The sequence below is a fragment of the Microcystis sp. M061S2 genome (assembly GCF_020245605.1).
Taxonomy (GTDB): Bacteria; Cyanobacteriota; Cyanobacteriia; order Cyanobacteriales; family Microcystaceae; genus Microcystis.
Map to the genome: position 1 here is coordinate 1 of NZ_JADBUP010000120.1, position 25,967 is coordinate 25,967.

At 45.6% G+C, this 25,967-nt stretch carries 28 protein-coding genes, 1 tRNA gene and 3 pseudogenes; 19 read left to right on the top strand and 13 right to left on the bottom strand.

From position 1 onward, the window contains the following. Window positions 1-147 precede the first annotated feature (147 nt). Window positions 148-519, top strand: coding sequence for a PIN domain-containing protein (locus IM475_RS18970; protein WP_502865808.1), 372 nt, complete (start codon window positions 148-150; stop codon window positions 517-519). An 86-nt stretch (window positions 520-605) separates the two neighbouring features. Here the strand turns inward: IM475_RS18970 and IM475_RS18975 are convergent, their stop codons facing one another. The 3 genes from IM475_RS18975 to IM475_RS18985 all read right to left on the bottom strand — a co-directional run bounded on the left by IM475_RS18975 (window position 606) and on the right by IM475_RS18985 (window position 1,581). Beyond that, on the bottom strand, window positions 606-788 hold the full coding sequence (locus IM475_RS18975; RefSeq protein ID WP_287659013.1) for a hypothetical protein: 183 nt from the start codon (window positions 786-788) through the stop codon (window positions 606-608). Window positions 789-940: 152 nt separating this feature from the next. Beyond that, window positions 941-1,339 carry a type II toxin-antitoxin system VapC family toxin gene (locus IM475_RS18980; RefSeq protein ID WP_002779922.1) on the bottom strand — a complete coding sequence of 133 codons (399 nt, stop codon included), beginning with the start codon at window positions 1,337-1,339 and terminating at the stop codon, window positions 941-943. Further along, window positions 1,336-1,581 (bottom strand): type II toxin-antitoxin system Phd/YefM family antitoxin, encoded by a 246-nt coding sequence (locus tag IM475_RS18985; RefSeq protein WP_016514827.1) that lies wholly within the window; start codon window positions 1,579-1,581, stop codon window positions 1,336-1,338. Before IM475_RS18985 ends, IM475_RS18980 begins: the two co-directional genes overlap by 4 nt. A gap of 351 nt (window positions 1,582-1,932) precedes the next feature. Between IM475_RS18985 and IM475_RS18990 the strand changes: the two genes are divergently transcribed. The 10 genes and pseudogenes from IM475_RS18990 to IM475_RS19035 all read left to right on the top strand — a co-directional run bounded on the left by IM475_RS18990 (window position 1,933) and on the right by IM475_RS19035 (window position 7,197). Then, a complete protein-coding gene (locus tag IM475_RS18990; RefSeq protein WP_287659012.1) occupies window positions 1,933-2,421 on the top strand; it encodes a type II toxin-antitoxin system VapC family toxin in 489 nt (162 codons plus the stop codon). Between the two features lie 2 nt (window positions 2,422-2,423). Next, a pseudogene (locus IM475_RS18995) lies at window positions 2,424-2,722 on the top strand (hypothetical protein). 203 nt (window positions 2,723-2,925) lie between these two features. After that, window positions 2,926-3,201, top strand: a complete 276-nt coding sequence (locus tag IM475_RS19000) for a hypothetical protein (RefSeq protein WP_002752933.1) — start codon at window positions 2,926-2,928, stop codon at window positions 3,199-3,201. Further along, window positions 3,198-3,577 (top strand): annotated as a pseudogene (locus tag IM475_RS19005) (clan AA aspartic protease). The gene IM475_RS19000 and the pseudogene IM475_RS19005 overlap by 4 nt, the downstream one beginning before the upstream one ends. Before the next feature lie 286 nt (window positions 3,578-3,863). Next, window positions 3,864-4,139, top strand: coding sequence for a hypothetical protein (locus IM475_RS19010; RefSeq protein WP_002752924.1), 276 nt, complete (start codon window positions 3,864-3,866; stop codon window positions 4,137-4,139). Next, entirely contained in the window at window positions 4,136-4,504 is a 369-nt protein-coding gene (locus tag IM475_RS19015) for a clan AA aspartic protease (protein ID WP_287728743.1), read from the top strand. The genes IM475_RS19010 and IM475_RS19015 overlap by 4 nt, the downstream gene beginning before the upstream one ends. Before the next feature lie 383 nt (window positions 4,505-4,887). Next, a complete protein-coding gene (locus IM475_RS19020; RefSeq protein ID WP_223210630.1) occupies window positions 4,888-5,040 on the top strand; it encodes a hypothetical protein in 153 nt (50 codons plus the stop codon). After that, window positions 5,033-5,449, top strand: a complete 417-nt coding sequence (locus IM475_RS19025; protein ID WP_287659010.1) for an aspartyl protease family protein — start codon at window positions 5,033-5,035, stop codon at window positions 5,447-5,449. The genes IM475_RS19020 and IM475_RS19025 overlap by 8 nt, the downstream gene beginning before the upstream one ends. A gap of 132 nt (window positions 5,450-5,581) precedes the next feature. After that, window positions 5,582-5,773, top strand: coding sequence for a PIN domain-containing protein (locus IM475_RS19030; protein ID WP_287659009.1), 192 nt, complete (start codon window positions 5,582-5,584; stop codon window positions 5,771-5,773). A gap of 200 nt (window positions 5,774-5,973) precedes the next feature. Further along, window positions 5,974-7,197: an RNA-guided endonuclease InsQ/TnpB family protein gene (locus IM475_RS19035; RefSeq protein WP_287728744.1), complete on the top strand. Its 1,224-nt coding sequence runs from the start codon at window positions 5,974-5,976 to the stop codon at window positions 7,195-7,197. A 167-nt stretch (window positions 7,198-7,364) separates the two neighbouring features. Here the strand turns inward: IM475_RS19035 and bioF are convergent, their stop codons facing one another. Beyond that, on the bottom strand, window positions 7,365-8,522 hold the full coding sequence (bioF, locus tag IM475_RS19040; protein ID WP_287728745.1) for an 8-amino-7-oxononanoate synthase: 1,158 nt from the start codon (window positions 8,520-8,522) through the stop codon (window positions 7,365-7,367). Between the two features lie 66 nt (window positions 8,523-8,588). Continuing rightward, the gene (locus IM475_RS19045; protein ID WP_002785048.1) at window positions 8,589-8,948 is read right to left on the bottom strand and encodes a DUF6464 family protein; all 360 of its coding nucleotides are present in this window, start codon (window positions 8,946-8,948) and stop codon (window positions 8,589-8,591) included. 208 nt (window positions 8,949-9,156) lie between these two features. On the opposite strand from IM475_RS19045, the gene IM475_RS19055 reads away from it, so the two are divergent. After that, on the top strand, window positions 9,157-9,705 hold the full coding sequence (locus IM475_RS19055) for an RDD family protein (RefSeq protein WP_002794415.1): 549 nt from the start codon (window positions 9,157-9,159) through the stop codon (window positions 9,703-9,705). Between the two features lie 179 nt (window positions 9,706-9,884). On the opposite strand, the gene IM475_RS19060 is transcribed toward IM475_RS19055, so the two are convergent. Both IM475_RS19060 and IM475_RS19065 read right to left on the bottom strand, forming a co-directional pair. After that, window positions 9,885-9,958: transfer RNA gene (locus IM475_RS19060), tRNA-Arg, on the bottom strand. 164 nt (window positions 9,959-10,122) lie between these two features. Further along, a complete protein-coding gene (locus IM475_RS19065; protein WP_287659005.1) occupies window positions 10,123-10,314 on the bottom strand; it encodes a hypothetical protein in 192 nt (63 codons plus the stop codon). Between the two features lie 206 nt (window positions 10,315-10,520). Here IM475_RS19065 and IM475_RS19070 point away from each other — a divergent pair, with 206 nt between their 5' ends. Continuing rightward, window positions 10,521-13,046, top strand: a complete 2,526-nt coding sequence (locus IM475_RS19070; protein ID WP_287728746.1) for a mannose-1-phosphate guanyltransferase — start codon at window positions 10,521-10,523, stop codon at window positions 13,044-13,046. Between the two features lie 79 nt (window positions 13,047-13,125). Here IM475_RS19070 and IM475_RS19075 read toward each other — a convergent pair whose 3' ends face one another. Then, on the bottom strand, window positions 13,126-14,508 hold the full coding sequence (locus tag IM475_RS19075; RefSeq protein ID WP_287728747.1) for a flavin monoamine oxidase family protein: 1,383 nt from the start codon (window positions 14,506-14,508) through the stop codon (window positions 13,126-13,128). Window positions 14,509-14,617: 109 nt separating this feature from the next. Here IM475_RS19075 and IM475_RS19080 point away from each other — a divergent pair, with 109 nt between their 5' ends. Next, window positions 14,618-15,466: a M28 family metallopeptidase gene (locus IM475_RS19080; RefSeq protein WP_287728748.1), complete on the top strand. Its 849-nt coding sequence runs from the start codon at window positions 14,618-14,620 to the stop codon at window positions 15,464-15,466. Window positions 15,467-15,700: 234 nt separating this feature from the next. On the opposite strand, the gene IM475_RS19085 is transcribed toward IM475_RS19080, so the two are convergent. From IM475_RS19085 to IM475_RS19100, 4 genes are all read right to left on the bottom strand, one after another. Beyond that, window positions 15,701-16,117, bottom strand: coding sequence for a putative toxin-antitoxin system toxin component, PIN family (locus IM475_RS19085; protein WP_012266738.1), 417 nt, complete (start codon window positions 16,115-16,117; stop codon window positions 15,701-15,703). After that, window positions 16,107-16,343 (bottom strand): hypothetical protein, encoded by a 237-nt coding sequence (locus tag IM475_RS19090; RefSeq protein ID WP_002799399.1) that lies wholly within the window; start codon window positions 16,341-16,343, stop codon window positions 16,107-16,109. The genes IM475_RS19085 and IM475_RS19090 overlap by 11 nt, the downstream gene beginning before the upstream one ends. 511 nt (window positions 16,344-16,854) lie before the next feature. Then, window positions 16,855-17,547, bottom strand: a complete 693-nt coding sequence (locus tag IM475_RS19095; RefSeq protein ID WP_287728749.1) for a helix-turn-helix domain-containing protein — start codon at window positions 17,545-17,547, stop codon at window positions 16,855-16,857. Between the two features lie 13 nt (window positions 17,548-17,560). After that, window positions 17,561-17,842: a ParB N-terminal domain-containing protein gene (locus IM475_RS19100; protein WP_149978081.1), complete on the bottom strand. Its 282-nt coding sequence runs from the start codon at window positions 17,840-17,842 to the stop codon at window positions 17,561-17,563. 115 nt (window positions 17,843-17,957) lie between these two features. On the opposite strand from IM475_RS19100, the pseudogene IM475_RS23040 reads away from it, so the two are divergent. Next, a pseudogene (locus IM475_RS23040) lies at window positions 17,958-18,786 on the top strand (SWIM zinc finger family protein); the annotation flags it as partial. A 68-nt stretch (window positions 18,787-18,854) separates the two neighbouring features. On the opposite strand, the gene IM475_RS19115 reads toward IM475_RS23040, so the two are convergent. Beyond that, window positions 18,855-19,412, bottom strand: a complete 558-nt coding sequence (locus tag IM475_RS19115) for a Uma2 family endonuclease (protein ID WP_287658996.1) — start codon at window positions 19,410-19,412, stop codon at window positions 18,855-18,857. 178 nt (window positions 19,413-19,590) lie between these two features. Between IM475_RS19115 and IM475_RS19120 the strand changes: the two genes are divergently transcribed. The 4 genes from IM475_RS19120 (at window position 19,591) to IM475_RS19135 (ending at window position 25,954) form a co-directional block, all read left to right on the top strand. Next, entirely contained in the window at window positions 19,591-20,085 is a 495-nt protein-coding gene (locus tag IM475_RS19120) for a tetratricopeptide repeat protein (protein WP_287728752.1), read from the top strand. A gap of 143 nt (window positions 20,086-20,228) precedes the next feature. After that, window positions 20,229-21,329 (top strand): S1C family serine protease, encoded by a 1,101-nt coding sequence (locus IM475_RS19125; RefSeq protein WP_287728753.1) that lies wholly within the window; start codon window positions 20,229-20,231, stop codon window positions 21,327-21,329. 59 nt (window positions 21,330-21,388) lie between these two features. Next, a complete protein-coding gene (locus tag IM475_RS19130) occupies window positions 21,389-21,997 on the top strand; it encodes a COP23 domain-containing protein (RefSeq protein WP_002763038.1) in 609 nt (202 codons plus the stop codon). 39 nt (window positions 21,998-22,036) lie between these two features. Continuing rightward, window positions 22,037-25,954 carry a serine protease gene (locus IM475_RS19135; RefSeq protein WP_287728754.1) on the top strand — a complete coding sequence of 1,306 codons (3,918 nt, stop codon included), beginning with the start codon at window positions 22,037-22,039 and terminating at the stop codon, window positions 25,952-25,954. Window positions 25,955-25,967 lie beyond the last annotated feature (13 nt).

Here is a 25,967-nt window from a genome sequence, read left to right on the forward strand (position 1 = left end):
AGAGGTTATTCTCCTCGTAGGTCTCGATGATCTTTTGTCGCAAGTCTAAAGAATAGGGCTTCATCGGGTCGTGGCTCCTGCCTAGGTCTATAATTTATTGTCCTCTTCTATTGTACCTCATGCAAGTGCATACCGCTATATGAGGAAATGGCGAGTTTAGGTTACGCCGTTCCTGGCACGATTGAAATCATGACCTTATCTTGGATAGAAACACGGCCCGTCACCCAGCAAAACCAAGTTAATCAACTACTCAATAAATTAGACCGGGGAGAATCAGAAGGGATTATTTTAGCGCTAGAATTAGGCGCAGATATATTAATTTTGGATGAAAGAAAAGGACGCAAAGTTGCGCAATCTCTTGGGCTAAATATTACTGGAATATTGGGCGTTTTACTCGAAGCCAAGCAAAAAGAATTGATTATGAATATTAAACCGATTGTTGATCAGCTAATCTTAAAAGCAGAATTCCGAATTAGCGAAACACTCTACAGAAAAGTTTTGACAATTGCGGGAGAATGATTCTATTGCAATATTTCAACCCATTTTACAAAGTGCGATGCCGAAGGCACTGCGTAGCAGCACGCTGATCTTGTAGGGTGCGTTCCCTAATGTGGCTCCCACTGCTCCACCGATCGATTTTTGGGGAACGCACCATGCACATTGATTGCAGCTGTGGGTTTAAATGCGATACCGAAGGCATCGGGTAACACCCCTAGATGGGGTTGGAGGAATTGATTTAGGGTACTATACTGGTTTATAGGGTTTTCGAGATTAGTGCTTTTTCTCATAAAGCCTTACTCCTGATCTGGATAGGGGATCTGCTAAACTAAAATTTAGGAGAGTCAAAAGCTTGCCCCAAGAAGAAAGTCAAAAATCATTTAAGCGTTACAGAGTTTGATTCACGAGCATCTAGAAGGCAGGTAAAATTCTGTGTTTATGACTAAGAACTAGCTGCCCAAAGCAAAGACACTTCATACTGATTAAATGTTGAATCCGCACTCACAAGTGTCATATCTTCTACCTGAGCTTGTGCAATCAGCATTCGGTCAAAAGGATCACGATGATGTAAAGGCAATGCAGCCGCCCGCAAAGCATGAGAAGCATTGATCTCTAACGACCTAGCTCCCAGTCGGGTCATTCGAGTGGAGACATAATCATCTATTTGCTCTGGCAGTGGTAATTTACCGATTGAAACTTTAATTCCCATCTCCCAAACACTGGCAACAGAAAACCACACTTCATTGCTTTCGTTTGCAATTTGTTCAATTACATTCTCACTTAACTTGTCTGGTTGGACAAACCACCACAGCCAGCATTGTGTATCCAGTAAAAGTCTCACTCCGCACCACCCTCAAATGCTCCCAAAATATCTTCTGGTAAAGGAGCATTAAAATCATCTGGTATGGTCAACATCCCTCGATCTTGTCCTAAACTAGACCGTCGATCTAAAGATGTCCGAAATGGAACAAGCTTAGCAATTGGGATACCTCGGTTTGAAATAACGATTACTTCTCCGAGTTCCACACGAGACAATAGCCGAGAAAGGTTTGTTTTAGCCTGATGAATGTTTACTGTTTCCATAGTCTAAAAGAACTAAGTCTATAAACTAAGTTTAATCTAGTCACGGCAATTCTGCAAGGGCAAGTTAATTTAGAGTTGTGGGTAACTGACAAGCAACACGGCATAACAACACGCTGGAGCAGCGGACAATTGAGAGATCTTAGCGGTGATGCAGAGGTTGTCTATCGCCGCTCAGCTAAGCCGTTAGCTCTCTGGAAGTGGCATAGCACATTAATTGAAACTGTGGGTTTAAATGCGATGCCGAAGGCACTGCGTAGCAGATCGCTGATCTTGTAGGTAGGAAACCCAACTCCCTCAAAACCAAGATTAAATGCAGTAGGATAGACGTGGGATAGATTTTCTCTTATTGCCGTGAGCGAAACCGTCTATATTGAAACCAGTATTTTGGGTCATCTAACCGCAAGACCAACAGAAAACCTGATTCTTGCCGCTAACATTAAGATTACACAAGACTGGTGGGATGAGTATAGTAGTTCATTGGTTCTGTACGTTTCGGAAATTGTTGAAGATGAAGCATCGAGAGGAGATTCAACAATTGCTACTCAAAGACAGAACTTGTTACAGTCCTTGATTTTTCTCGATCTAACCGAAGAAGCGATCGCTCTAGCACAAGAATTCTTACAACAAAGCAACCTACCCCCCAAAGCGTCTAATGATGCCTTACACATGGCACTAGCAACCGTTTATGGCTTAGACTATCTACTAATATGGAATTGTAAGCACATGGCAAACGCTCAAATTCAAAGAAAGCTATCCCAAATTAGTCTTGAGCTTGGATACAGGCTGCCATTTGTTTGTACCCCTTACGAGTTCATAGGATTTAAGCTTCGAGGAGAATAACTATGTATAAAGATGAAATTGTCGAAGAAATTCATAAATATAGAGAAGAATACGCAAAATCTTTTAATTATAGCGGTGTGCAGTCGTATGAAGTACAGTGTCACGAGCTATAAACCATGCTAGGCAAGGCTTGGTCTGTATCTCACTCAAGCGCTTACCGCTATATGATCTCAAGGCAATATTTGACGATCTTAGAGAAAAGCAAATTGCCAGTGGACGTAAAGTTATTAAGCTCCCGATCAAGCGACAGTATAACAAATCACTGCACCCGACCGAGAGTGCGATCGTCTTCACGCACTGAAAGTTATTAGCGGCGGGTGAGTTCAAGCGTTGGCTGGACAGTGCGATGCCGAAGGCACTGCGTAGCAGTACGCTGATCTTGTAGCTTGGGTTGACGAAAAGAAATCCAACAACTTCTGGTTTAATCCCCTCCGCCACCTCAACGATAGACACCTCCATTGCTCAGGGTAAAATGAAGGGGCATAGTTGAAAAGAGGCAAATCTATGACAGTTCGACAACCCCGCTACAGCAAAGAAGAGTTTGCCCGACGTGGCGATGAGATTTATGAATCTCAGGTGCGCCCCCAAATTGAGGAAGGTAATCATGGCAGAATTGTGGCGATCGACATCGAAACTGGAGCGTTTGAGCTTGCCGACGATACGATGACTGCGACTCGGCGACTTTATGAACGATTGCCTGATGCTCAGCCTTGGGTTGTTCGGATCGGCTATCGCGCCGTTCATCGTTTCGGCGCACGGAGTTTGAAAGACGCTCTATGATGATGCAGGGTTACGTCAATCAGAATTACGAAGCAATGCTTTCCTTGGTCGTGAGGAACGGCGACAAACTTAAATCCATTACTGCTGTGATCGATACAGGGTTTACAGGGTCTTGAGTCTCCCGATTGCTACTATTAGAGAACTTGAACTGTCTTGGAGTTACCGCGATCGGGCAACCTTGGGCGATGATAGCGAAGTCTTATTTGATATCTATGATGGCATGGTGATTTGGGGTGGGCAGTATCGAGAAATCGAGATTAACGCGGCAGAGACAGAGCCATTAATTGGAATGAGCCTGTTGCGCGGTTATCGGTTGCAAGTCGATACAGTCCAAGGCGGATTGGTTACGATTTCGGAGTTACCGATCGCAGTTTAGAAGCTGATCGTGAGGCACGGTCTAACAGGAACGTTAGTGCGATGCCGAAGGCACTGCGTAGCAGTACGCAATCGCTGTAGGGTGCGTTCCCTAATGTGGCTCCTACTGCTCCACCGCTCGATTTTTGGGGAACGCACCATGCACATTGATTGAAGCGCCGATTCAAATTTGAAGTGCACCACTGGGGGGCTTCCGATGAGGCGGCTCATCAGTAGTAGAGCGGGAGCACCTCGTTAGAATCAATCAAAGTATAATTAAGGCAAAATACTGAGTTGAGGTCAACCCTATGGCAGTTCGTCAACGGCGTTATCCCAAAGATGAGTTAGCCGAGCGAGGGCAAAAACTCTACGAATCTGGCATTCGGCAGCAAGTCGAAGCCGGTAATGAAGGTAAGATTGTAGCGATCGACATTGAAACTGGAGAGTTTGAAGTCGATGAAAACGTTGTGCCTGCAACTAATCGGCTCTTTGAACGTCACCCCGATGCCCAACCTTGGATCATTCGTATCGGACATCGCGCTGTTTATCATTTCGGGGCACGGAGTTTGAAGAAAAATCCATGATGGAAGGTGTTGTAAATTTGCGGCGTGAAGCCACGCTAACGATTGTAGTCGGAAACTCAAATCGGCAACTGCAAGCGGTTGACGCGGTTATTGATACCAGGTTCAATGGATTTTTATCTTTGCCCTCTACAATCATCGCTACATTAAATTTACCTTGGAGTGGTTCTGATTTTGTCACGCTGGGTGATGGCAGTGAAACTTATTTTGATCTGTACACTGGGACTGTGATATGGGATGGGCAGTACCAAGAGATTGATATTGCAGAATCAGAAACAGAGCCTCTACTAGGAATGGCGCTGCTTTACAGATATCGGTTGCAGGTCGATAACATTGAGGGCGGTAAGGTCAAGATTGAAGCCTTATGAGCCAGTGCTAGAAGAGATTCGGTGAGGCGCGGTCTAACAACGCAGCCGTAGGGTGCGTTCCCTAATGTGGCTCCTACTGCTCCACCGATCGATTTTTGGGGAACGCACCATGCACATTGATTGAAGCTGTGATAGCAAATCCTGTGATAATAAAACGAGTAAAGACGAGGAGATAAAATGCTCAAGAAAGCTTACTTAGCCGAACATCCAAGCGATCGCCGATCTTGTATCGTGTATGCTCAGCGAGCACGTCACTGCATCGGGTTGGGGCGATTAGAATAAAAGGGTAAACCTAGCTTGACAAGAGCATTTCATTTTATATGGTTTCATCAGAATTAATCTCGGCATTGAGAGAACTGGGTCGTTCAGATAAGTTTTATATCATGCAGCTCCTGATTTCAGAACTAGCCCAACAGGAGACAGATTTGATTAAACAGGGTCAGGCTTACCCAGTGTGGTCGCCCTATGATGCGGTTGAGGCAGCAGATACGATGTTAAAAGTGCTACAGGCTACCAAAGCTCAAGACCATGGGTAACGCTGAGCGATATCCATTTGTTTCTGGTGACGCGGCATTAGGTGAAGCCAGTTTTCGTCCGCATTTGCCTTTTACTCTGTTTTACAGACAAGCTTCTGTCAGAGCATCCGGTCTATTGGACACTGGAGCAAGTGTAAACGTACTACCATATTCAGTAGGAGTCGAGCTTGGGTACGAATGGGATCGGCAAACAACAGCACTGAGTTTGACAGGAAATTTGGCTCAATATGAGGCGCGTGTCGTACTTGCTCAAGCGGTCGTTGGGCAATTTGATCCCGTGCAACTGGTATTTGCCTGGACACAAGCTACCAACGTGCCGCTTATCTTGGGGCAGGTGAACTTCGTGGTACGTTCATCCTTCAAACAGCTTACGATTTACCTGAAGGCACTGAGGTGGAGCTTTTTGTAAAATCACCTCAAATTATTCCCCCAAAGATTACCGATATTGCGGCTAGGCAGAATTTTTTAAGGCTGCTTGTTGAGCGAATGCAACAAAACCCCATTCCCTCTAATGCTCCCCAGTTTACGAGAGATATGTTGCATGAACGCCGTTGACACAAATGTTTTAATTTACGTCAATGATTCGCGTGATCCTGGTAAGCAGGCAATCGCAGCTTCTCTAGTAGCTAATCTGACAGAGGGAGTTTTAATTTGGCAGGTTGCCTGCGAATATTTAGCGGCAAGCCGCAAACTTGAGCCATTTGGGTATTGTAAAGTTTCAATACAAATATAGTCAGATATAGTCAGACAAGGTAATACATGGACATGAAACTATCGGACTAGGCAAAAAAAAACAGTAATAAGTTATCGAACGGCTTGGAGGTGGTGGAAACAAGGGAATTTAACAGGCTATCAATTGCCTTCTGGTACAATTATCACAACGGATGACAACCCTTCAAAACCCGACGCTGAGTTAAAAGACAACGGATAATAATGTTAGTAGCCGAAAGACACATTATCAAGAAAGGACATCGATTTTGGGCTGAGATAGATAATTTATCTTGGCAGTCTAAAAATCTCTACAACTCAGCCAATTATTTAATCCGACAAAACTTCATTTATGGTCATGGCTATTTGACCTATAATCAGATGGCCGCTCTCATGAAAAAGACAGAACAGTATCAAGCTTTACCCGCTAAAGTTTCCCAACAAGTTTTAAGAGGATTAGACAAAAACTGGCAATCATTTTTTGCCGCTTCATCGGAGTTTAAAAGTCACCCCGATAAATTTCTGGGAAAACCCAAAATCCCTGGCTATAAGGAGCAAAAAAAAGGAAGAAATCTCTTAGTTTACACGATTCAAGCCCTAAGCAAAGTAGGTCTTAGGCAAGGAATAGTCAAATTATCAGGTACTTCAATTGCCTTGCCGACGAGAGTAGAGGAGCGCATAGCAGAAGTCAGAATAGTTCCTAAATGTGATTGTTATGTAATTGAGGTAATTTATGAGAAAACCGAACAGTTCTTAGCTCCTAATGAAAAAATAGCTGCGATAGATTTAGGCATAGATAATTTGATGGCTGTAACTTCAAATCAACCGGACTTTATCCCTTTGTTGATTAATGGCAGACCGTTAAAAAGCCTCAATCAATTTTATAACCAACGTCGGGCTAAGTTACAATCTCTGTTAAAAGGCAATCGTCAAAGTTCCCAGAGAATTTGCCGTTTAACTCGCTGTCGTAACCAGAAAGTAGATGATTATCTTCATCAGGCTAGTCGTTATTTAGTCAATCTCTTAGTTGACCAAGAGATAACAACTTTAGTAATTGGGAAAAATGACGGTTGGAAACAAGAAGTGAACTTAGGAAAAGTCAATAATCAAAAATTTGTGACCATCCCTCATGCTCGATTAATTGAGATGATTAGTTATAAATGTCAATTAGTAGGAATCTCTGTGATTCTTCAAGAAGAATCCTATACCTCAGCTTCTAATTTTTTGAATGACGATCCTCTCCCCGTTTATGGACAGATAACTGAAAAGCCAGTGTTTTCAGGAAAAAGAATTAAACGAGGGTTATATCGTACAGATAAGGGGATTCTGATTCAATCTGATGTCATGGGTTCCTACAATATTTTACGAAAAGCATTCCCAAATGCGTTTAACCGCTATGGGATAGAGAGGTGCGTAGTTCACCCAAGGAGAATCAATCTCTCGAAGTAAAAGTGAAAGGAATTTCTGAAATGGAATTCAGTCTGTCTATATTTGACTATACTTTTACTAACTATTCAGACATTGATGGGCTAAAAATTGTCAATCCTTTCAAGAGTCCCTAAACCTGCCGCAGCATAAGCCGTTCCCATACCCTGCTCCCACCAAAAACTTTTTCCCTATGTGGGGAAAGATTCGCCAATAGACTGGACAAGAACCTCTAGATGGGCGAGGCTATGGGTGGCCATGGCAGTCAACCGCAGACGACTGGTGGGAACGGTAGGAGGACGAATTGCGGGGGCAAAAATCCCTTTTTCTAGCAGTTTTTGCGATAATTCTAGGGCTTGACCCGGATTGGCCACCGGTAAACATAAAATCGCCGCTTCCGAAGGCAATATATTAAGATTATTTAATTTACTCTTGACAAAATTAACATTTTGGTGTAGGCGTTGGCGACGTTCCGGTTCCAGACCAATAATCTCTAGAGCCATTCTAGCGGCGGCGGTGTCGGCGGGGGATAAACCGGTAGTATAAATCCAGGTGGCGGCGCGATTGCGGATAAAATCGATAATTTTGGCGTTTCCGGTCACATAACCCCCTAAACTGCCCAAAGCTTTACTCAGGGTTCCCATTTGAATTAATTCCCGTCCCTGACAACCACAATATTCCACGCAACCTGTGCCATTTTCCCCCATAACCCCGGTAGCGTGGGCCTCATCCACCAAAACCATGCAATTATAAATCTCGGCTAGAGCGAGAATTCCCGCTAGGGGACAGATATCCCCATCCATACTAAACACTGTATCGGTGAGCAGTAAACAATGACGATAGTGATGACGGTGGGCTAATAACTGATTTTCTAAATCTTCGAGACTATTGTGCCGGTATTCTTTCACCGTGGCACCGCTTAACTTGGCTCCATTTTTGAGGCTAGAGTGATTGTATTGATCGCCTAAAATCAGGTCTTTCTGCCCCACTAAACAGGTAATTGTCCCCAAATTGGCTAAATATCCCGAACTAAAAACGATCGCGTCTTCGCTATTTTTAAAGGATGCGATCGCTAATTCTAAGTCTCGATGAAGATCTCGGTGTCCACTTAATAGACGCGAGCCGGTGCTTCCGGTTCCATAGCGTTCTGTCGCTGCTATGGCTGCCGCGATCATTCTTTCATCGGCTGCTAATCCCAGATAATCATTACTGGCAAAATTAATCAGCGATCGACCCTCTAATTCTATAACGGCTCCGCCCCGGCCTTGAATGGTTTTAACCCTTCGATACCAATTGGCCCGATGGAGGGTTTTTAAGCTATCCTCGATCCAAGAATAAGGATGATTCATAGGCGATTGATCAATATAGCGGTTAGCTAGGGGAAAATAGCCAGATTATTGCCGAAAAAGGCTCTTTTAAGGGTTAATAGCTTCGTAAAAACGACAATCTTGACAGGGACCGGAGGGGTTAATCGCACAGCGTAACAGTTCGGATCTGGCGTTAAAACGACAACTAGCATCCCCCATCACCCAACGTCCTTCAATCAAACTTTTTTCGTTAGGAGTGGGAGCAGTTTGTACATAAAGGGATATTTTGCGTAAACAATAGCCACCAATCTTGTATTGATACTGGTGGTGACGTTCCAAAACCGCATAGGTTTGTCCTTTTAAGGCCAAATAATTACCCGGTTGTGGCATCCAATCCAACTGTATCTCTCCCAAACTTTGCCGAGGATGGGTCAGAATAACCTCCGTTAGTAATGAATCTTGCTCCATGATTATCCCTGTATTCTGGGCTACCTTTGCTCAATGGTAGCCTAGATCTCTGGCTCTCTTATTCTTTGTGTGATAAGTTTAACTTATATAATAGCGATCAATCTTTGTGTCCTTTGTGTCTCTGTGGTTCGTTCCACTCACTCTAGAATTGCCAATTTCCCGATTAGAGTAGAAGATAAACAGCAGGATTTTTCCGAGAATTTAGTTTATGGTTTACCCCATCCCGCCTGAAGATAATCTACCGCAAAAATTTCCGAAAATTCCCTTAGATCGTCGTGCCTATGCTTTCCTGATCGACTTTGCCTCGATCTGGTTTTTAAGCTCCTTTGCTAACGGTACACCCGTACTGCAATTCTTCCTTTTTCTCCTGATCTGGTGGTGTTTGCGGGTGTTATTGGTAGCGCAGAATCAGGGTCAGAGTTTAGGACGTTGGGCCTTGGATATGAAGATCATCGATCTACAACTTCAGCGTTTACCCGGAATTTTGGAGTTAAGCAAACGAGAGGCGATCGCTGGTGGCGGGGCAGCTTTAATGATGGTAGGGTTAAATACTTTTTTTGGCAATCCTTTAAGCTTGATTTTATTATCTTCGCCCCTTTTCGCCGATTGTGGTATGGCGATCGGTGATGAGCAATTGAACCGAGCTTTCCACGATCGCATCGGTGGCACGATTGTTATTCCCACCCGTCGGGGTTTTTCTCTCGATCTACGTTTAAGAAGGCTTTGGTATCAAGTTAAGGGCAGAATGAGAAGATAATTATCAGTTATTCAGGAGTCAGGAGTCAGGAGTCAGGAGACGGGAGTCAGGAGACGGGAGTCAGGAGACGGGAGACAGGAGATTGCTTTTATTTATTCTCCCCACCCCCCAATTCATAATTCATAATTCATAATTCCCACTTCCCCACACCCCAACGTCTAACTGATCACTGAAAAAGGCGGGATCGGCCGGGATCGAACCGGCGGCCTAGTGCTTAGGAGGCACTCGCTCTATCCAACTGAGCTACGACCCCAATTTTTTCCCTAACCATGATAAGACGTCCACGGCCAAATTGCCGATCACCATGGATTATTTAGGGGTTTTTTGGGGGGGGTAATCTCGACTAATCAGGGAGAAAACGCCTCGATATCCACCCCCTTTCTGTTTTATGGCTGCGATTTTGGCAGTATGTTAATTTTATTTGCCCTTGAGGGCTTTTTGAAAATTCTTGCGATAGGCGGGATTAACAGCCAACAGAAGCGGCCAGAACAGTGTTAGAGCTAAACGATTGGGTAAACTGGAACTAAAATTAGTGCTTCTGTATCCATTCCAGAATTTCCAACCACCGGCACCATAAACAATTATTAAGATAAAAACAACGAGTCTCATGCCATCTCATCCTTAGATTTAGACAATTCACATCTCCTATTTTAAGCTTGGGTTTTGCCGGCTTGGGAAAAGAAAATATTGTTCTGAATCGGGGGGACGGTGTTAGAATGCCGGTTAGGAACTAGCTCGATCGAGGTCGGGAAACTAAAGCCATAATTTGCAAAAAATATTTAAAAACGGCGAAAAGATAGCCTTGGGAGGAAATTATGCGAGCGGTATTAATGGCAGGTGGTTCGGGGACAAGATTACGTCCGCTTACTTGTGATCTTCCCAAACCGATGGTACCGATTCTCAACCGTCCGATCGCCGAACATATTATTAATTTACTACGAAAGCATGACATTACTGAAATTATCACCACCCTGCACTATCTCCCCGATGTCATGCGCGACTACTTTCAAGACGGCAGCGACTTTGGGGTAAAAATCACCTACGCTGTCGAGGAGGATCAACCCCTAGGCACCGCAGGATGTGTGAAAAATATTGCCGAATGGTTAGATGATACCTTTCTGGTGATTAGTGGCGATAGTATCACCGATTTTGACCTGCAAAAAGCGATCGCATTCCATAAAAGCAAAAACTCGAAAGCAACCCTCGTCCTGACGCGGGTTGCCAATCCGATCGAGTTTGGGGTAGTGATTACCGACAAAGAAGGCAGAATTCGCCGTTTTATCGAAAAACCATCCACCAGCGAGATTTTTTCCGATACTGTCAACACCGGAACTTATATTCTCGAACCAGAAGTCCTCGATTATCTCCCCTACAAAGAAGAATCCGACTTTTCTAAAGATTTGTTTCCGCTGCTGCTGCAAAGGGGCGAACCTATGTATGGTTATGTGGCCGATGGTTATTGGTGCGATGTCGGTCATCTGGAGGCCTACCGAGAAGCGCAATACGACGCTTTATCCGGCAAAGTTAACCTAGAATTTCCCTATCGAGAAAAATCCCCCGGGGTGTGGGTCGGTACTAATACCTATATCGATCCTAGCGCCCACATTGAGGCCCCGGCCATGATCGGCAATCATTGCCGCGTTGGTGCAAATGTTCTGATCGAGAGGGGTTCGGTTATCGGCGATAATGTCACCATCGGTGCCGGTTCCGATCTGAAACGTCCCATCCTCTGGAATGGTGTGGTGATCGGGGATGAGGTCAATTTAGCCGCTTGTACGATCGCTAGGGGAACCAGAATCGATCGACGGGCCCAGGTACACGAAGGTGCGGTGATCGGACAATTATCGATCGTGGGGGAAGAAGCGCAGATCAACTCTGGAGTAAGAGTCTGGCCGAGTAAACAGATCGAATCGGGAGCCATCCTCAATATTAACCTGATTTGGGGAAATACTGCCCATAAAAACCTCTTTGGTCAACGAGGAGTATCGGGCCTCGCTAACATCGATATCACGCCCGAATTCGCCGTTAAACTGGGGGCAGCCTACGGTTCCATCCTCAAACCGGGGTCAACGGTAATCGTCTCCCGGGATCAACGTAGTGTCTCGCGCATGGTCAGTCGATCGCTGATTGCCGGTTTAATGTCCGTGGGGGTGAATATCCAAAACCTACAAGCGAATGCTTTACCGATTTCGCGGACTTTAGTGTCTAAATTAAACGTAGTCGGTGGCATTCACGTTCGTATTCACCCCGATCGCCCAGATTTTCTCTTAATCGAGTTTTTAGACGAAAAAGGGATTAATGTTTCCAAAGCGAGGGAAAAGAAAATCGAAGGGGCCTATTTCAAAGAAGATCTGCGACGGGTGGGAATGCAGGAAATCGGCAGTATGTCCTATCCGGCTGATATTCTTGATAATTACCGCAAAACCTTTGAAACTCAGCTAAATGTGGAGGCTATTCGCAATAGTAGTTCCAAAATCGTCATTGATTACGCCTACGGAGTCTCAGGAGCAATTTTACCGGAATTACTGGCTAAATTTGGCTGTGATGCCGTGGTTCTCAATGCCAGTTTACGTCAGAATGCCCTTTCCATGCAGGAAAGAGAGTTACTAATCCATCAATTGGGCCATGTGGTGGAGGCCCTGAAAGCGAACTTAGGGGTACAAGTTTCGGCCAACGGGGAACAATTAGTCCTCGTCGATGAGAGTGGTTTATCGATTCGCGGGGAACAATTAACTGCTTTAATGGTGAATACAATTCTGACCGCCCATCCTCGCGGTACAGTGGTAGTGCCGGTTCATGCTTCTAGTGCCGTGGAACAGATCGCGCGTCGTCACGATGGCCGGGTGGTGCGGACAAAAGCCAGTCCTAGCGCTTTAATGGAAGGATGTCAAACTAATCCTAATGTGGTTTTAGGAGGATCTGGGCAAACTGGCTTTATTTTTCCGCAATTACATCCCGGTTTCGATGCCATGTTCAGTGTGGCCAAACTTTTGGAGATGTTAACCATTCAGGAACGTTCTCTAGCTCAGGTGCGGGCCGAGTTACCGCGCATTTACAATAAGAATACGGCGGTGCGTTGTCCTTGGAAAGTCAAGGGATCTCTGATGCGCTATCTAGTGGAGACTCACGCTACCGATAATCTAGAGTTAATCGATGGGGTGAAGGTGATTAATCCCCTTAATGATGACTGGGTATTGATTTTACCCGATGCTGGAGAACCTTTAGTGCATATCTACGCTAACAGTGAGCAGCGGGAATGGGTCGATCGGACAATTAAAGAATATCGTCATCGTGTGCAGTATTTCGTCGAACATTACCAGGGCGAAATAGTGATGATTTAAGAGTTTTCTGCCCTATTAGCCCCGAAACTTGACTATGATGACTTTTTTGACCTAAAAAGTGTCTTAGCCCTGTAGATGCTCATTTTTTCCGCAAAAGGAAGGCGATTCGATCAGCCGCCGCCTCACCGGTGCGGATCGCTCCCTCGAAAAATCCTGGCCAGCGATCGGCCATTTCTGTGCCGGCCCAGTGAATCGGTCCGACGGGAGTAAAAAGAGCCTCGCCGAAACTTGTCCAGACTCCGGGGGGCATAAAAGCGGCATAGGCTCCACCAGTCCAGGGATCCCCGGGCCAATCCACCTCATCGTAACTGATCGGGAAAAGAGCCTCTTGACCGAAATAAATAGATAAATCCGAGAGGACGGCGGCACGACGCGCCGGTCCACTCATCGAGCGCCAACGGTTATAGCGATCGCCAACCACAAAGGTGGCGATTACCCCGACGCCGGTTTCAGGATCGGAACTATCAGCACAGAGTTCCAACCATTGACAATTTCCTTGGGCAACTCCCGCTAGTCCCTGTTTTCGCCAGAAAGGTTGCTCATAGGAAATCAGGATTTTAGCGCAGCATCCCATCGGTACTCGTTGGGTTAGTTGTTCTCGCTGGGGTGGCAGCGGGGGATGATAAATAATGCGGCCGGCAAGATGGGGCGGCATGGCAATGATGGCAAATTTCGCAGTAAAAGTGTTCTGGCTGGTTTCTATGGTCACGCCGGCCGAGTCATAATTAAGGCGAAAAACCGGTTCCCCCAGTCGAATTCGCTCTCCTAACTCCGCTGCGATCTTGTCGGGAATTTGTCCCGCTCCGCCATGGATCAGTTCGGCTTCTGGATGTTCGCCCTGAGGGGCGCAATTTTGTCCCCAAAGAACGTGCAGCAGTGAGACTTGGTTGGGTTCGGCCGGCCCGAGAAAACCCACTGCACGGGCCATATAAGCAAAATACCATTGACCAAAATCTGTGCTGGTGTTTTCTTCAATCCACTGGGCAAAAGTTTTACTGTCTAGTTTTTTGGTGTGATCGTTGCTTTGGGGATAACCTGAAGGTAGGGTTTTGGCTAGTTCTTGAAAACGCGCCCATGCTGACATCGCATCTTGCCATTCTGCCGCGCCGATATCGGGTGCTTCTCCCTCGTGGAAACCTTGAAAAAAACCATTGAATTCATAGCGTTTGTTGTTAAAGACTAGGACGGTTTTTCCCTGATTGGGAGAGGGAAAACGACGTATTTTATACTCATCAAGGAGGGCTAAAAAACGCTCTTGGGTTGGGCCTACCCACTGACCACCTCGATCGATCCACTGTCCCGAGGGGAGATATTGACCAGACATTCTGCCACCGTAACGATTTCGCGCTTCGATCACCAGAACTTGATGACCTCGCCTCTGGAGATTACGCGCAGCGATTAATCCTGCTAATCCTGCCCCAACAACGATACATTCATAGCTAGTCCACTGGAGATTTGTCATGATTTTAGCTCCACAGAATATTTTATAATTAACAATTATTATTTTCTCCGATTTTTGCCTCAGTTTCTCTATCCATTGGCTCTTTTAATTAAATTATCTGCTACCATCAATGTTTGATCTTATTAGCGATCGCTTAAGCCAACACCTAGAACAAATTGTCCGAGAAAGAAACCCTTTTTTCTCTAGTCAAGGACATTTTTATGTGCGAGAATACCTGCGACAAGAGTTAGGCAATTGGGGAAAGGTTGAATCACATTTTTTCTCATTTCAGGGAAAAGTTTACGAAAATTTAATCTTGGATTTGCCTAACAACAGTCAAAAACCTCCGATTTTAATTGGCGCTCATTATGACACGGTGCCAGGGTCGCCGGGGGCTGACGATAACGCCACGGGATTAGCGGTATTATTAGAATTAGCGAGGTTTTTTGGGGAGAATCAGGCTAATTATCCAATTCGTTTAATTGCCTTCGATCTAGAAGAATACGGATTACTGGGGAGCATTGCCTACGCAGAAAAATTAAAACAAACTAAGCAGGATTTAAGGTTAATGTTATCCTTAGAAATGCTCGGTTACTGTGATAAAAATCCCCATTCTCAAAAATATCCAGCTTTTCTAGAATATTTTTACCCCAACACTGGGGATTTTATCGCTTTGATTGGCAATCTCAAAACCCGCAAGGATTTAAATTTTCTCAGTCGAGTCCTGCGGGAAAATCAGACTCCCTGCGAGTGGTTGCCCGTAATTTTTGGAGGTTATATCGTCCCCGATACTCGACGCAGCGATCATTCTCCTTTTTGGAGTCGCGGTTATTCGGCAATTATGGTGACAGATACGGCTAATATGCGTAATCCCTATTATCATAGTTCTCAGGATACAATCGCTACTTTGGACTTAAATTTCCTAACAAGAGTCTGTCAAGGTCTCTGTTTTGGATTGCAATCTTTACCGATGAGATAAAAGTTAGCGTTAGCGTAACGCACCAATCCCAGTTAGAAACCCAACATTATTGATGACATTGGTGTGGTTGGGTTTCGCTCAAGCGTCACTAATATTTGACAGACAAAAGTTATTATTGCTCAACCCAACCTACTGCTTAAGTCACTTGTCTTGGCAAAATTAAAGTCTATCCCGTGTTTTTCCATATCGATGTTGTTCTTTCGATCATCTCACTCAAACTGGATTTTTTGTACTTCACCGCCGAACAATTTTTAAAAATTCCCTTGGTGTAACGATCTCTGTTTTCCCATAGCGTTGCAGTATAAGCAAATCATTGTCACCAGTAATGAGATAGCGTGCTTCCCCACTGGTTGCCAGATTTAGGAATTTGTTATCGTCTCGATCTCGGCAAATTTCAGTGTGGTCAGTAGGTCTAATCAGCAGCGAAATTTCCAAAATTCTTACTAGCAGTTGTCGGCGCTGCTCCAGTGTAATGTACCTCTCGAACTTTGGGAGAAGAAGTTTTGTGACCAACTCGCCTATGGTTGCGGGACTTTGCAGAATAATAAAGTTATTAATCGCGTATTCTACAGCCAAAGCTGGTGTTGTCGTACTGCTTAAGGCGAAGCTTATAAAGACGTTCGTATCGATAACAATGGGTTCACGATTCATCTACTAAAAGCTCTTCCAACTTCTCATCAGTCAATCCCTGACTCTTGGCATAAGCACGAATTTCATTCACCACTTCCATCAAGGCTTGGGTGGTTTCTTCCTGTTCGTTCCCCGTCATCTCATGATTCTCGATGGTGAAATCGACACACGCATGAGCGGATAAGCCTAACTGCTCGATCGCTGTGGGAATCTCGCTAATTTTAACGTTTCGGATCGTTGCTTTCATGTTTTCAAAGTAGCACAAATACAAACTTAAAACAACCCTCTCATTACTTTTTGCTCGGTTTCCTTCTTAATCTTGAGTGTAGCGTGTAGGGTGCGATCTTCGTTAGCGTAACGCACCAATCCCAGTTAGAAACCCAACATTCTTAACGACATTAGTGTGGTTGGGTTTCGCTTAAGCGTCGCTAATAGTAGTATCCTAACATCGGCAACAAATAAACCTCCGCAAACCATCTGTAACCATTGCTGGCGAACAGAATTTAGTTGGACGATCAGTAATGTGGTCAAAACAGTTATCGTAGGGCGTTGACATATTTTTTTCTCCGAATCACCCATAATCTTATTTTAACCGTTCAGGGGGCGGTTATCAAGTAGCCATTAGTTTTGTAATGGGGATTTATGCCCCGCTCCAAAAACTTTTCGCCTTAAGGCGAGGTTTTAGACCCGATTTTTTCGATAAAAGCAGACCACGGAGGAATTTTTCACAGCACTAAAGCTCTGCAAGAATTATCACTTTAAGCGCTGACATTTTCTGTTTCTGCTGGTTGAATTTCCGGCATTTCTACTTTAATTAAACTCACTCTAGCACGATAAAGTAGTTTTTCCCCATGACGATAGCCCCGATAACGAACTAAAACGGGTGTACCGATTGCTGCTTGACCATCGATCAATTGATGGATTTGCGGATCATAACTAACATGATCACCGACACTGTCAATTGGTTGCACTCCCCAGCGCTCCAGTAACTGCATAATCGGTTTAACTAGGGAGAGGATTTTGACGGCTGCTAGGTCGGGATTTTTGCGGGCAACGGCCTCGGCCGTGGGCCATTGAACTAACCAAGATTCGATCGCTTCGATGCTTTGACGTTGAAATTCTGCGGCTAATTCTTCTTTTTGCTTGTCTAATTTTTGCTGTAAATTTTGATATTCTTGTTCGAGAATTTTTAATTCCCCTGAACGATCCTCTGTCCCCATCGTCGGGATTTGAAAATGAGCGAGGAGATCGCTAACTGGCAGCTGCATCGCATTAGCTAATTTCACCAAAGATTCAGAGGATAATTTGGCGATTAAACCATGGCAAACTCTCTGCAATTGCCAAGAAGATAGACCCGATAACTGACTCAATTCTTCCAGATTTTTACAGCCAATTTCTGCCATTAACTGCTCTAATTTTTGCCGATGATATTTATATAAGGACTCATTCATGGGACTTCTCAGCTTAAGCGATGTGTTTAGCTAAAACGGATTTAGGAGCGCGACGAACTCGACAGAGAATTGTTTCTTTACCGAGACGCTGATGAGCGGCAAAGCGATGGCAACCGGAAAAACCGTAGTAGTTACCATCCACCTCCAAAACATCGATCGGTTCTCGTAATCCCTCCTCAGCGATCGATTGCATCAACTGATTAACTTTTTCGGGATCGGTTTGTCGCGGTAAAGGACGACGAATTTGGGACAGAGGAATGTTTTTAATTTCCATACTGTCTTCACTATAGCACATTTAGGCTAAACTGAAGATAAGTTGACTCGGTTGCTGATGCAGTGGTCTGCCTCGGTGCTGGCCGTTTTCTTAACACAGACAAGATTTTATCACTCAGTCCTCTCCTTTGCTGACTATGACTATTCCTCCTATCAGGGAAAAAATTATCCAGCAAAATAGCACCAATGCTTCCTATCAGCGCGGTCAATATTATTACGACAGCGGTGCAGTTATTTCTCTTTGGCAACGGGGGCAAAATCTGCAAGCTTTAGTGAATGGTAGTGAGGTTAAACCCTATCGAGTTGTCATGGATTTTAACCAAGATAATCTTGAGAATGTCTCCTGTTCCTGTCCCTACGATTACGAGGGTTGGTGTAAGCATATTCTGGCGGTTTTATTAACCTGTTCTCGTCAACTATAATTAATTATCAAAAAAGCCTCTCTAGAGGAGTTATTGACACCGATCAATGAAAGTAAATTAAGAAAATTGCTTAATCATTTAGTGGCTAAACACCCAGAAATTATCGAGACAATTGATAAGTTTTTAGTGCCAGCTACCCCACTTAATAAAGCGGTAGGAAAGATAACTATTAATATCAAAACTTATCGTAATACTGTCCGTAATCAACTGCGGCAATTCCTGCGAGCGATCGAAGAAGATTACTACGAAGAAGAGCCAATTTCTAATGAAATTTACGCCCTAGTGGATGAGGCCCAAGATTATTATCAAAAGGGAGAACCAGATAATGCGATCACTATTTTAGAAGCAATTATTAGCGCCTGTATCGAGGAATGGGATGATTTAGAAGATATGGAATGCCGATTTTGAGATGAGTTTAGTGGCCTTACAACAGGGATGGGGCGATCCAGTTTTAGAGAAGATTTTACGGTGAGAATCGGCTAATTTTTCAGAAATGTGGTCAGAGAATATCCGCGATTATGCCCAAACATTAACTTCTATTCGCTTTACTACCCGTCTTTTTCCTTATCGCGAACTCAGGTTACTGTAGGATTTTAAAAATGGCGATCGCTCTTAGAGCAAGATTTCCAGTGCCAAAGTGAACCCCGGAACCACATCCTCCCCGCTTAAAATCGCGTTGGCGGGATAACAGGTAATCGTACCATCCTGACGGTAGACAAAAGCCTGTTGATTCTGGCGATCAATTAACCAGCCTAACTTAACCCCGTTCTCCCGATACTCTGCCATTTTCCGCTTTAACTTGCTTAAACTATCGGTTTTAGAACGGATCTCGATCACGAAATCTGGCGCGAGATCGAGAAACTCATCTTCCCTTTGCTGCCACCCAGACGGTAAACGCTCTTTAGCGACAAAAGCCACATCAGGAGAGCGTACCGCGCTATTAGCCAGCTTAAAACCGCCGCTAGAACTAAAGACTTCCCCTAATTGGTTTTGTTCAACCCAAATCGCCAGACGGGTTATCGCTTTTACTTCTCGATTCGCCGAAATACTTCCGATCGGTGCCATAGTGACTAAGGTTCCATCTGCATTGCGTTCAAAGCGTAATTCCGGGTTCTGACAACTGAGGCGAATTAATTCCGCATCAGTAATCGTCGGGGATTTGCTTACCATATTGCATCAAAAAAAACAAGTATTTTTCACTAAATGATAACAAAGCGATGCCGATTGCCGCGCTTTTTCCTTTTGTATCCGAAAGGAAAAAAAATTGATTGCCCTATCCTGCATATTCCCAAAAAAACAACCGATGAATTAGGTAGAAGTTCAAATCACCCTCACCGAGGAACTAGCCATGAAATCCTTTGCCCTTCTCACCACCGTCAGTCTAATCGGCCTCTCCACCCTCGCCACTGTTCGCCCCGTCATCGCCCTAGAGAGCCGACAACCAGTCGAAACCCGGATCGCTCAAGCGAACTACAAAGAAGCGATCGCCCACTTTAACCGGGGAATTAACTACATCCAACAGGAAAAATATGATCTCGCCCTCGCTCAATTCACCAGAGCGATCGAACTCGATCCGGACTATACCGAAGCTTACCTCGGTCGGGGCATGATTTACACGATTCGCGAACAATGGCGGCCGGCGTTTCAAGACCTGAACACCGCGATCCGACTAAACCCCCGCGCTGCCTACGCTTACCATTTCCGCGGATACGTCCATCTCGCATTTAACCAGAGACAAAATGCGATCGCCGATCTAACAACGGCCGCCGAATTATTTCGCCAGCAGGGAAACACAGAAATGTACAACAGCGCCATAGAAGCACTACGGCAGATAGGTGCGTAAGTTGCAAGGGAGAGCGATCGCTCTCCCCCTCTAAACTTTTGTGAAAAAAGCAACCTGAGGACTTAAAACTTGATCGCATAATTGGGAAAAAACCAACGATAACATCCTTGCAAGTATCCCTCGACTAAAGAGGAGCCAACCCGATGAAACCAATTACTTTCACCCTATCGGTGCTACTGGCCACCACTGGCCTACTCGTTCAACCCGGAGGCTTCCTGATGGAAAACATTCCACCCATCCTCGCGCAGGAGCAGACCGCTTCTAGAGTCTATCAGAAAGCCAGCCCCGCCGTCGTCACCGTCAAAAATGGCAGCGGCCACGGTAGCGGCTTTCTCGTCAGTCCCGACGGTATCATCATTACCAACGCCCACGTTGTTGCGGACGGACCGCGGGTGGTGACAGTGAAATTTTCCAACGGACAGCAGGCCTCGGCAGACGTGATCGGCTTCGCTAAAAATGGCGTGGATCTGGCCGTCCTGCGGATTTATAACCGCCAAAACCTGCCCTATCTTCCCCTCGCCCGTCCGAACTCCGCCAAAGTCGGCGAAAGCGTTTTCGCCATCGGCACACCCTTAAACGAGGACTATCAAAACACCCTCACCCAGGGCATTATCAGCCGTCTCGACCCCGAAAAAGGCATTGTGCAACACAACGCTAATATCAACAAAGGCAATTCCGGCGGGCCGCTTTTGAATTCACGGGGGGAAGTGGTGGGGGTTAACGTCGCAGGCGATATCGGGAGTTACGTTTACGACGGTGCGGGAAACCCGATCGGCCTTACCCAGAGCGGCATTAATTTCGCCGTTTCCCTCGATCGCCTGCAAGCTTTCCTCACCGCAGTTAAAACAGGTGATGTCTCCACCGTCTCAACATTAGGACAGGACGATCGGATACAGTTACTCGCCCTCCCTCTTAACGGTCAGACCGTTCAAGGCAACTTGACCAAAGACAAAAACCAACAATATTACGGGTTCGAGGGTCGTGCCGGACAGAAAATCGTTCTGGATATGAACAGCAACGAGATCGCTCCCTATCTTGTCCTCTATCGCGTTCTCCAATCTTCCGAGGGGACAAAATACCCAGAGGTCGCCCGTAGTGACCAGCGCGTCGATCGCGCCCCCGGGGATTTTAACGCTCGACTCGTAACCGAATTACCTGCCGATGGAGTTTATATCCTAGTGGCTACCTCTCGCGAAGGGGGTGAATCGGGTCGCTACACCCTCAACGCCGCCGCTAACCCTTAAATAATCCCATTTTGACCCTAATCACGATTCTAATCCCTATTTTCTGAGTAACTATCCCTATGAACTCTAGATATATTTCCCACCGTCTCGCTTGCGTCGGCCTCCTCGCCACTGTCCTCCTCGGTGGTATCGCCCCCGGTTTCAGCCAATCGACCACCCCGAATGGCGTCACCTTCTTCTGTAAAGAGGTGTTCGATCGCGCATCGGGAGGAAAAATCCCCGCTACCCTCGCTTGGATTCCCCAAAGAAGCGGCAATGTGCGGATTATCGGCTGGAAATCGGAATATTTCTCCAAACGTTCCCCGGTTCGTTGCGAGGAAGTCACGAAAAAATTCCAGGAAGCATATAATCAAGGGCGTTTTAACTATCTCACCACCGGCCGGGCGAAGGGATACCCGATCATCTGCAGCGTTTCACGATCCGGCGATCCCTGCGATGGTAATAGCCAACTTTTTACCCTTAAACCCCACGATAATCCAGATTTAGTCTTGCAACAACTCATGGACATCCTAGAGGGGAAAAGCTCGGATATGCTCCTCCAGAATTCCGGAGATAAAACCTATATCTCGATGACGGAGTTTTTCGCCAAAGCACCACTCGCCGATCGCGACGCACCCTGTGGTACGAGATCGGCTGGCCCGCAAAATAATTGCGTTCCCACCCGCTAGAATTTTCGCTGTTTTATCCCGAATTTCCCCATAATAACCATGTTGAAACCCTTTCCCCTACTCCTAAGCCTCCTACTTCTGCCCGTCGTACCGGTTAAAGCGCTATCCCCTTTCTCTGCTCCGGCGATCGTGGCGGAAGACAGCCCAAACGCGCAGATCGAGCGATCGATCCGTCAAGTCACCGTTAAGATTACTAGCGAGATAAATCGGGGATCGGGAATCATTATCGGGAAAAAAGGCAGTATATACCTCGTTTTGACCAACGCTCACGTTATCCGCGGCGCGAAAACCCTACAGATCCAAACCCACGACGGCCAAACCCGCACAGCCTCGATCGCGCCGAATTCCCTTTTGGAAGATAAGGATCTGGCCCTGGTGGAGTTTAGCGATACCAGGAATTATCCGATCGCTAAAATCAGTGCCATTCCCCTGGAAACGGAACTAGATATCACTGTAACCGGTTATTCCGCAGAAACGGGGCAGTACACCACCGATAACGGGAAAATTGAACAAACAAGCGATCGACCCCTCCTGGAAGGCTACAGCGTCGGTTATAGTGGCGATATCGTGCAGGGAATGAGCGGCGGTGGTATCTTTTTCGAGGATGAGTTAATCGGCCTTAACGGGCGATCGGCCCATCCGATTCTCTCTAACTACATCTACGAGGACGGTACAAAACCCACAGACGCGGAAATCCAACAGATGAGAGCGGTTAATTGGGGCATTTCCATCAATACCCTATTAACCTACATCCGTCCCGAAATCCTGACCGCGTACCAATTACCCTTACCGAAAAGCTCACCGGGCATCGAAAACCCCACCTATACTGGCTATATCGCCCAATTAGAAATAAAAGCGAAGGGTTTCACCGTCCGGATCGATAGTAGCAGTCAGGCCAACGGTAGCGGCGCAATTATCGCCCAACAGGGAAAAACCTACACCGTATTAACCGCCGATCATGTCCTCTGTGAGAAAATCGCCGAGGAGAAAACCTGTGCCGATTACACCTATACCCTCACCACCAGCGACGGCAAAACCCTTCCCCTCGACCGAAAAACCATTATTCGACAGGAAGGGGTCGATCTGGCCATTTTTACCTTCGAGAGTAACGAGAATTATCCGGTCGCAGAAATCGCCAACTATAGCCCCAATCGAGAGAGTCCCGTTTTTGTGGCGGGATTTCCCAAAATCGGCGATAAACGAGCGGGATGGCTTTTTAGCGGCGGTGCAGTGAAAAGTCAGGAGGAAGGACTTCTCGCCACGCGACAGAGTGATTTTACGATTACCCAAAGTGGGGCATCGATCAGAGTTAGTTCCCTGAGCGGCGGTTACGATATGGTCTATACCAGTATTACCTTCGGCGGTATGAGCGGCGGTCCAGTCTTAAACGCTGCAGGACAGGTGATCGGTATTCACGGGCGCTCTGAGGGGGTTAAGGGTAAAATTCAGCTAGGTTTTAGCTTAGGGATTCCGATTAGTAGTTTTATCGGTTTACAGGAAAAATTTCGAGTTAAATTATCTTCTTTCGTTACCGCTCAACCCCAGTTAACAGCACAACAACAGCAGGAGATCGATCGCACTCTTGTCAGTGTAGAGATACCGGAAACCAACGCCTCCGCAGACATCTGGATCGAGCGGGGAAATCAACTCTGGCGCTTGAAAAAAGACGAGCGGGCCCTGCAAGCCTTCGATCAGGCGATACAATTAAACAATCCCGAATACACCTATTTAGCTTGGTACGGTAAGGCAAGAGTTTACGGGCGCAAATACAAAGCTCGGGAAGCGATCAAAGCCCTCGATCAAGCCCTCGCCACCCTACCCGCTCGCGAGAAAGGTTCGGAATTTCACGCGGAAATTTTAAATTATCAGGGTGTATTTTATAAGCAGGTGAATCAATCCGAAAAAGCGATCGATAGTTTTGAACAAGCGATCAAAATCTCTCCCCAGAATCCCAACTATTACAATAGTCTATCGTCGGCACTACAAAACGTAAAACGTTACGATCGAGCCTTAGCAGCGATTAACCGCGCTATAGAAATCGCTCCTCGCTCCAGTTGGTATAGCAATCGCGGGAATATATACAAGGACCTAAAAAAATGGGATCTCGCTTTAGCTGATTATAATCAAGCTCTGACGTTGAATCCGAATAACTCTAGGGCTTATATAGCTCGCGCCGATGTGTACGAAGAGCGGAAAGAATGGGATTTAGCCCTGGCTGATTATAACCGAGCCATCGAGATCGATGCTAATTTCGCGGCAGCCTACCGGTCCCGGGGAATTTTTTACACGGAGCGAAAACAATGGGATTTAGCTCTAGCGGATTTTAACAAAGCAATTACCATCGATCCTAATGATCCTAACTCTTATGAAATGAGAGGTATTTTTTATATTTTTCAAAGTGAAGAGGAGTTAGCGATCGCCGATCTCACAAAAACGATCGAAATTAATCCCTATTCCGTTGTCACCTATTTAATGCGCGGTTTCGCTTACGAAAAATGGCAAAAATGGGATTTAGCTCTGGCGGATTATCAGAAAGGAATCGAACTCGATCCGAATTCCGGCCTGGGTTACGAGACTCGCGGGCAATTCTATACGGAGCGGCAAGAATGGGACTTGGCCCTAGCGGATTTTAATAAAGCGCTCGAACTCGATCCGAATTCCGGCAACGGTTACCAGTTGCGGGGAAGTCTTTACATTAACCAGAAAAAGTGGGATCTCGCTCTCGCCGATTTGAACAAGGCGATCGAACTCGGTAATTTTACTGGTTATGTCGGTCGAGGAAATGTTTATTTTCAACAACAAAAGTTGGCTCTGGCCCTCGCTGATTTTAACAAGGCGATCGAACTCTCGCCAAACCCCGAATTCGCTTACGGAGTTAGAGCAATTTTATACTGGGATCGAAAAGAATGGGATCTGGCCCTCACCGATTTAAGCCAAGCGATCCGAATTAATCCTTATTTCGAGTTAGCCTATCGCTATCGGGGAGATATTTATCGCCATCAAAATCAATTCGATCTCGCCCTCGCCGATTATAACAAGGCGATCGAGCTTAATAGTAACGATGCAGAACTGTATTACAACCGTGGGGAAATTTACCGACAACAGCAAAAATCGGATATCGCCTTAGCTGATTACAGTCGGGCGATCGAACTCGATCCGAAATACTGGTCGGCTTATTTACAACGTTATATTATTTATGATCAACAAAAGAAATGGGATTTAGCGATTGCAGATATCACGAAAGTTATCGAGATCAAGCAATTTCCCAATGCCTACGTCGCACGCGGCCTCAAGTACCTAGAATGGCAAAAATGGGATTTAGCTCTAGCGGATTTTAATCAGGCGATCGAGCTTAAGCCAGACGATGCTTCGTTTTACTTTACGCGAGGAATGCTTTACTATCAAACTCAAAAATGGGATTTAGCTCTAGCGGATTTTAATCAGGCGATCAAACTTAAGCCGGATAATGCTTCATTTTACTCTACGCGAGGAACCCTTTACTATAAAACTCAAAAATGGGATTTAGCTCTAGCGGATTTTAATCAGGCGATCATTCTCGATCCCAAGCTCAAGGACTCTTATAGTTTCCGGGGAGACATTTACAAAAGACAGAAACGCTATCCCGAAGCTCTCCAAGACTATCAAAAAGTTCTCGAACTGGACGAAAAAAATCTGATTGCGATTACCAATATTGGCTTAATTTATTACGAACAAGGCGATCTAAATTTGGCCAGTAGCCAATTTCAAAAAAGTCTGGAAATTAACCCCCAATCTGCCGAAAATCAACTGGCTCTCGCTGTTACTCTCTACCGTCAAGGCAATACGGAGAAAGCGATCAAACTTGCTAAAAGTGCGCTTACAATCGACCCTGAATTTGCTCAGGTTGAAACCCTGCAAAAAAATCTCTGGGGTGATAAAATCATCGCCGATGCTCGAAAACTGTTCTCGCAACTGTAGTAGTTTTCTAGGT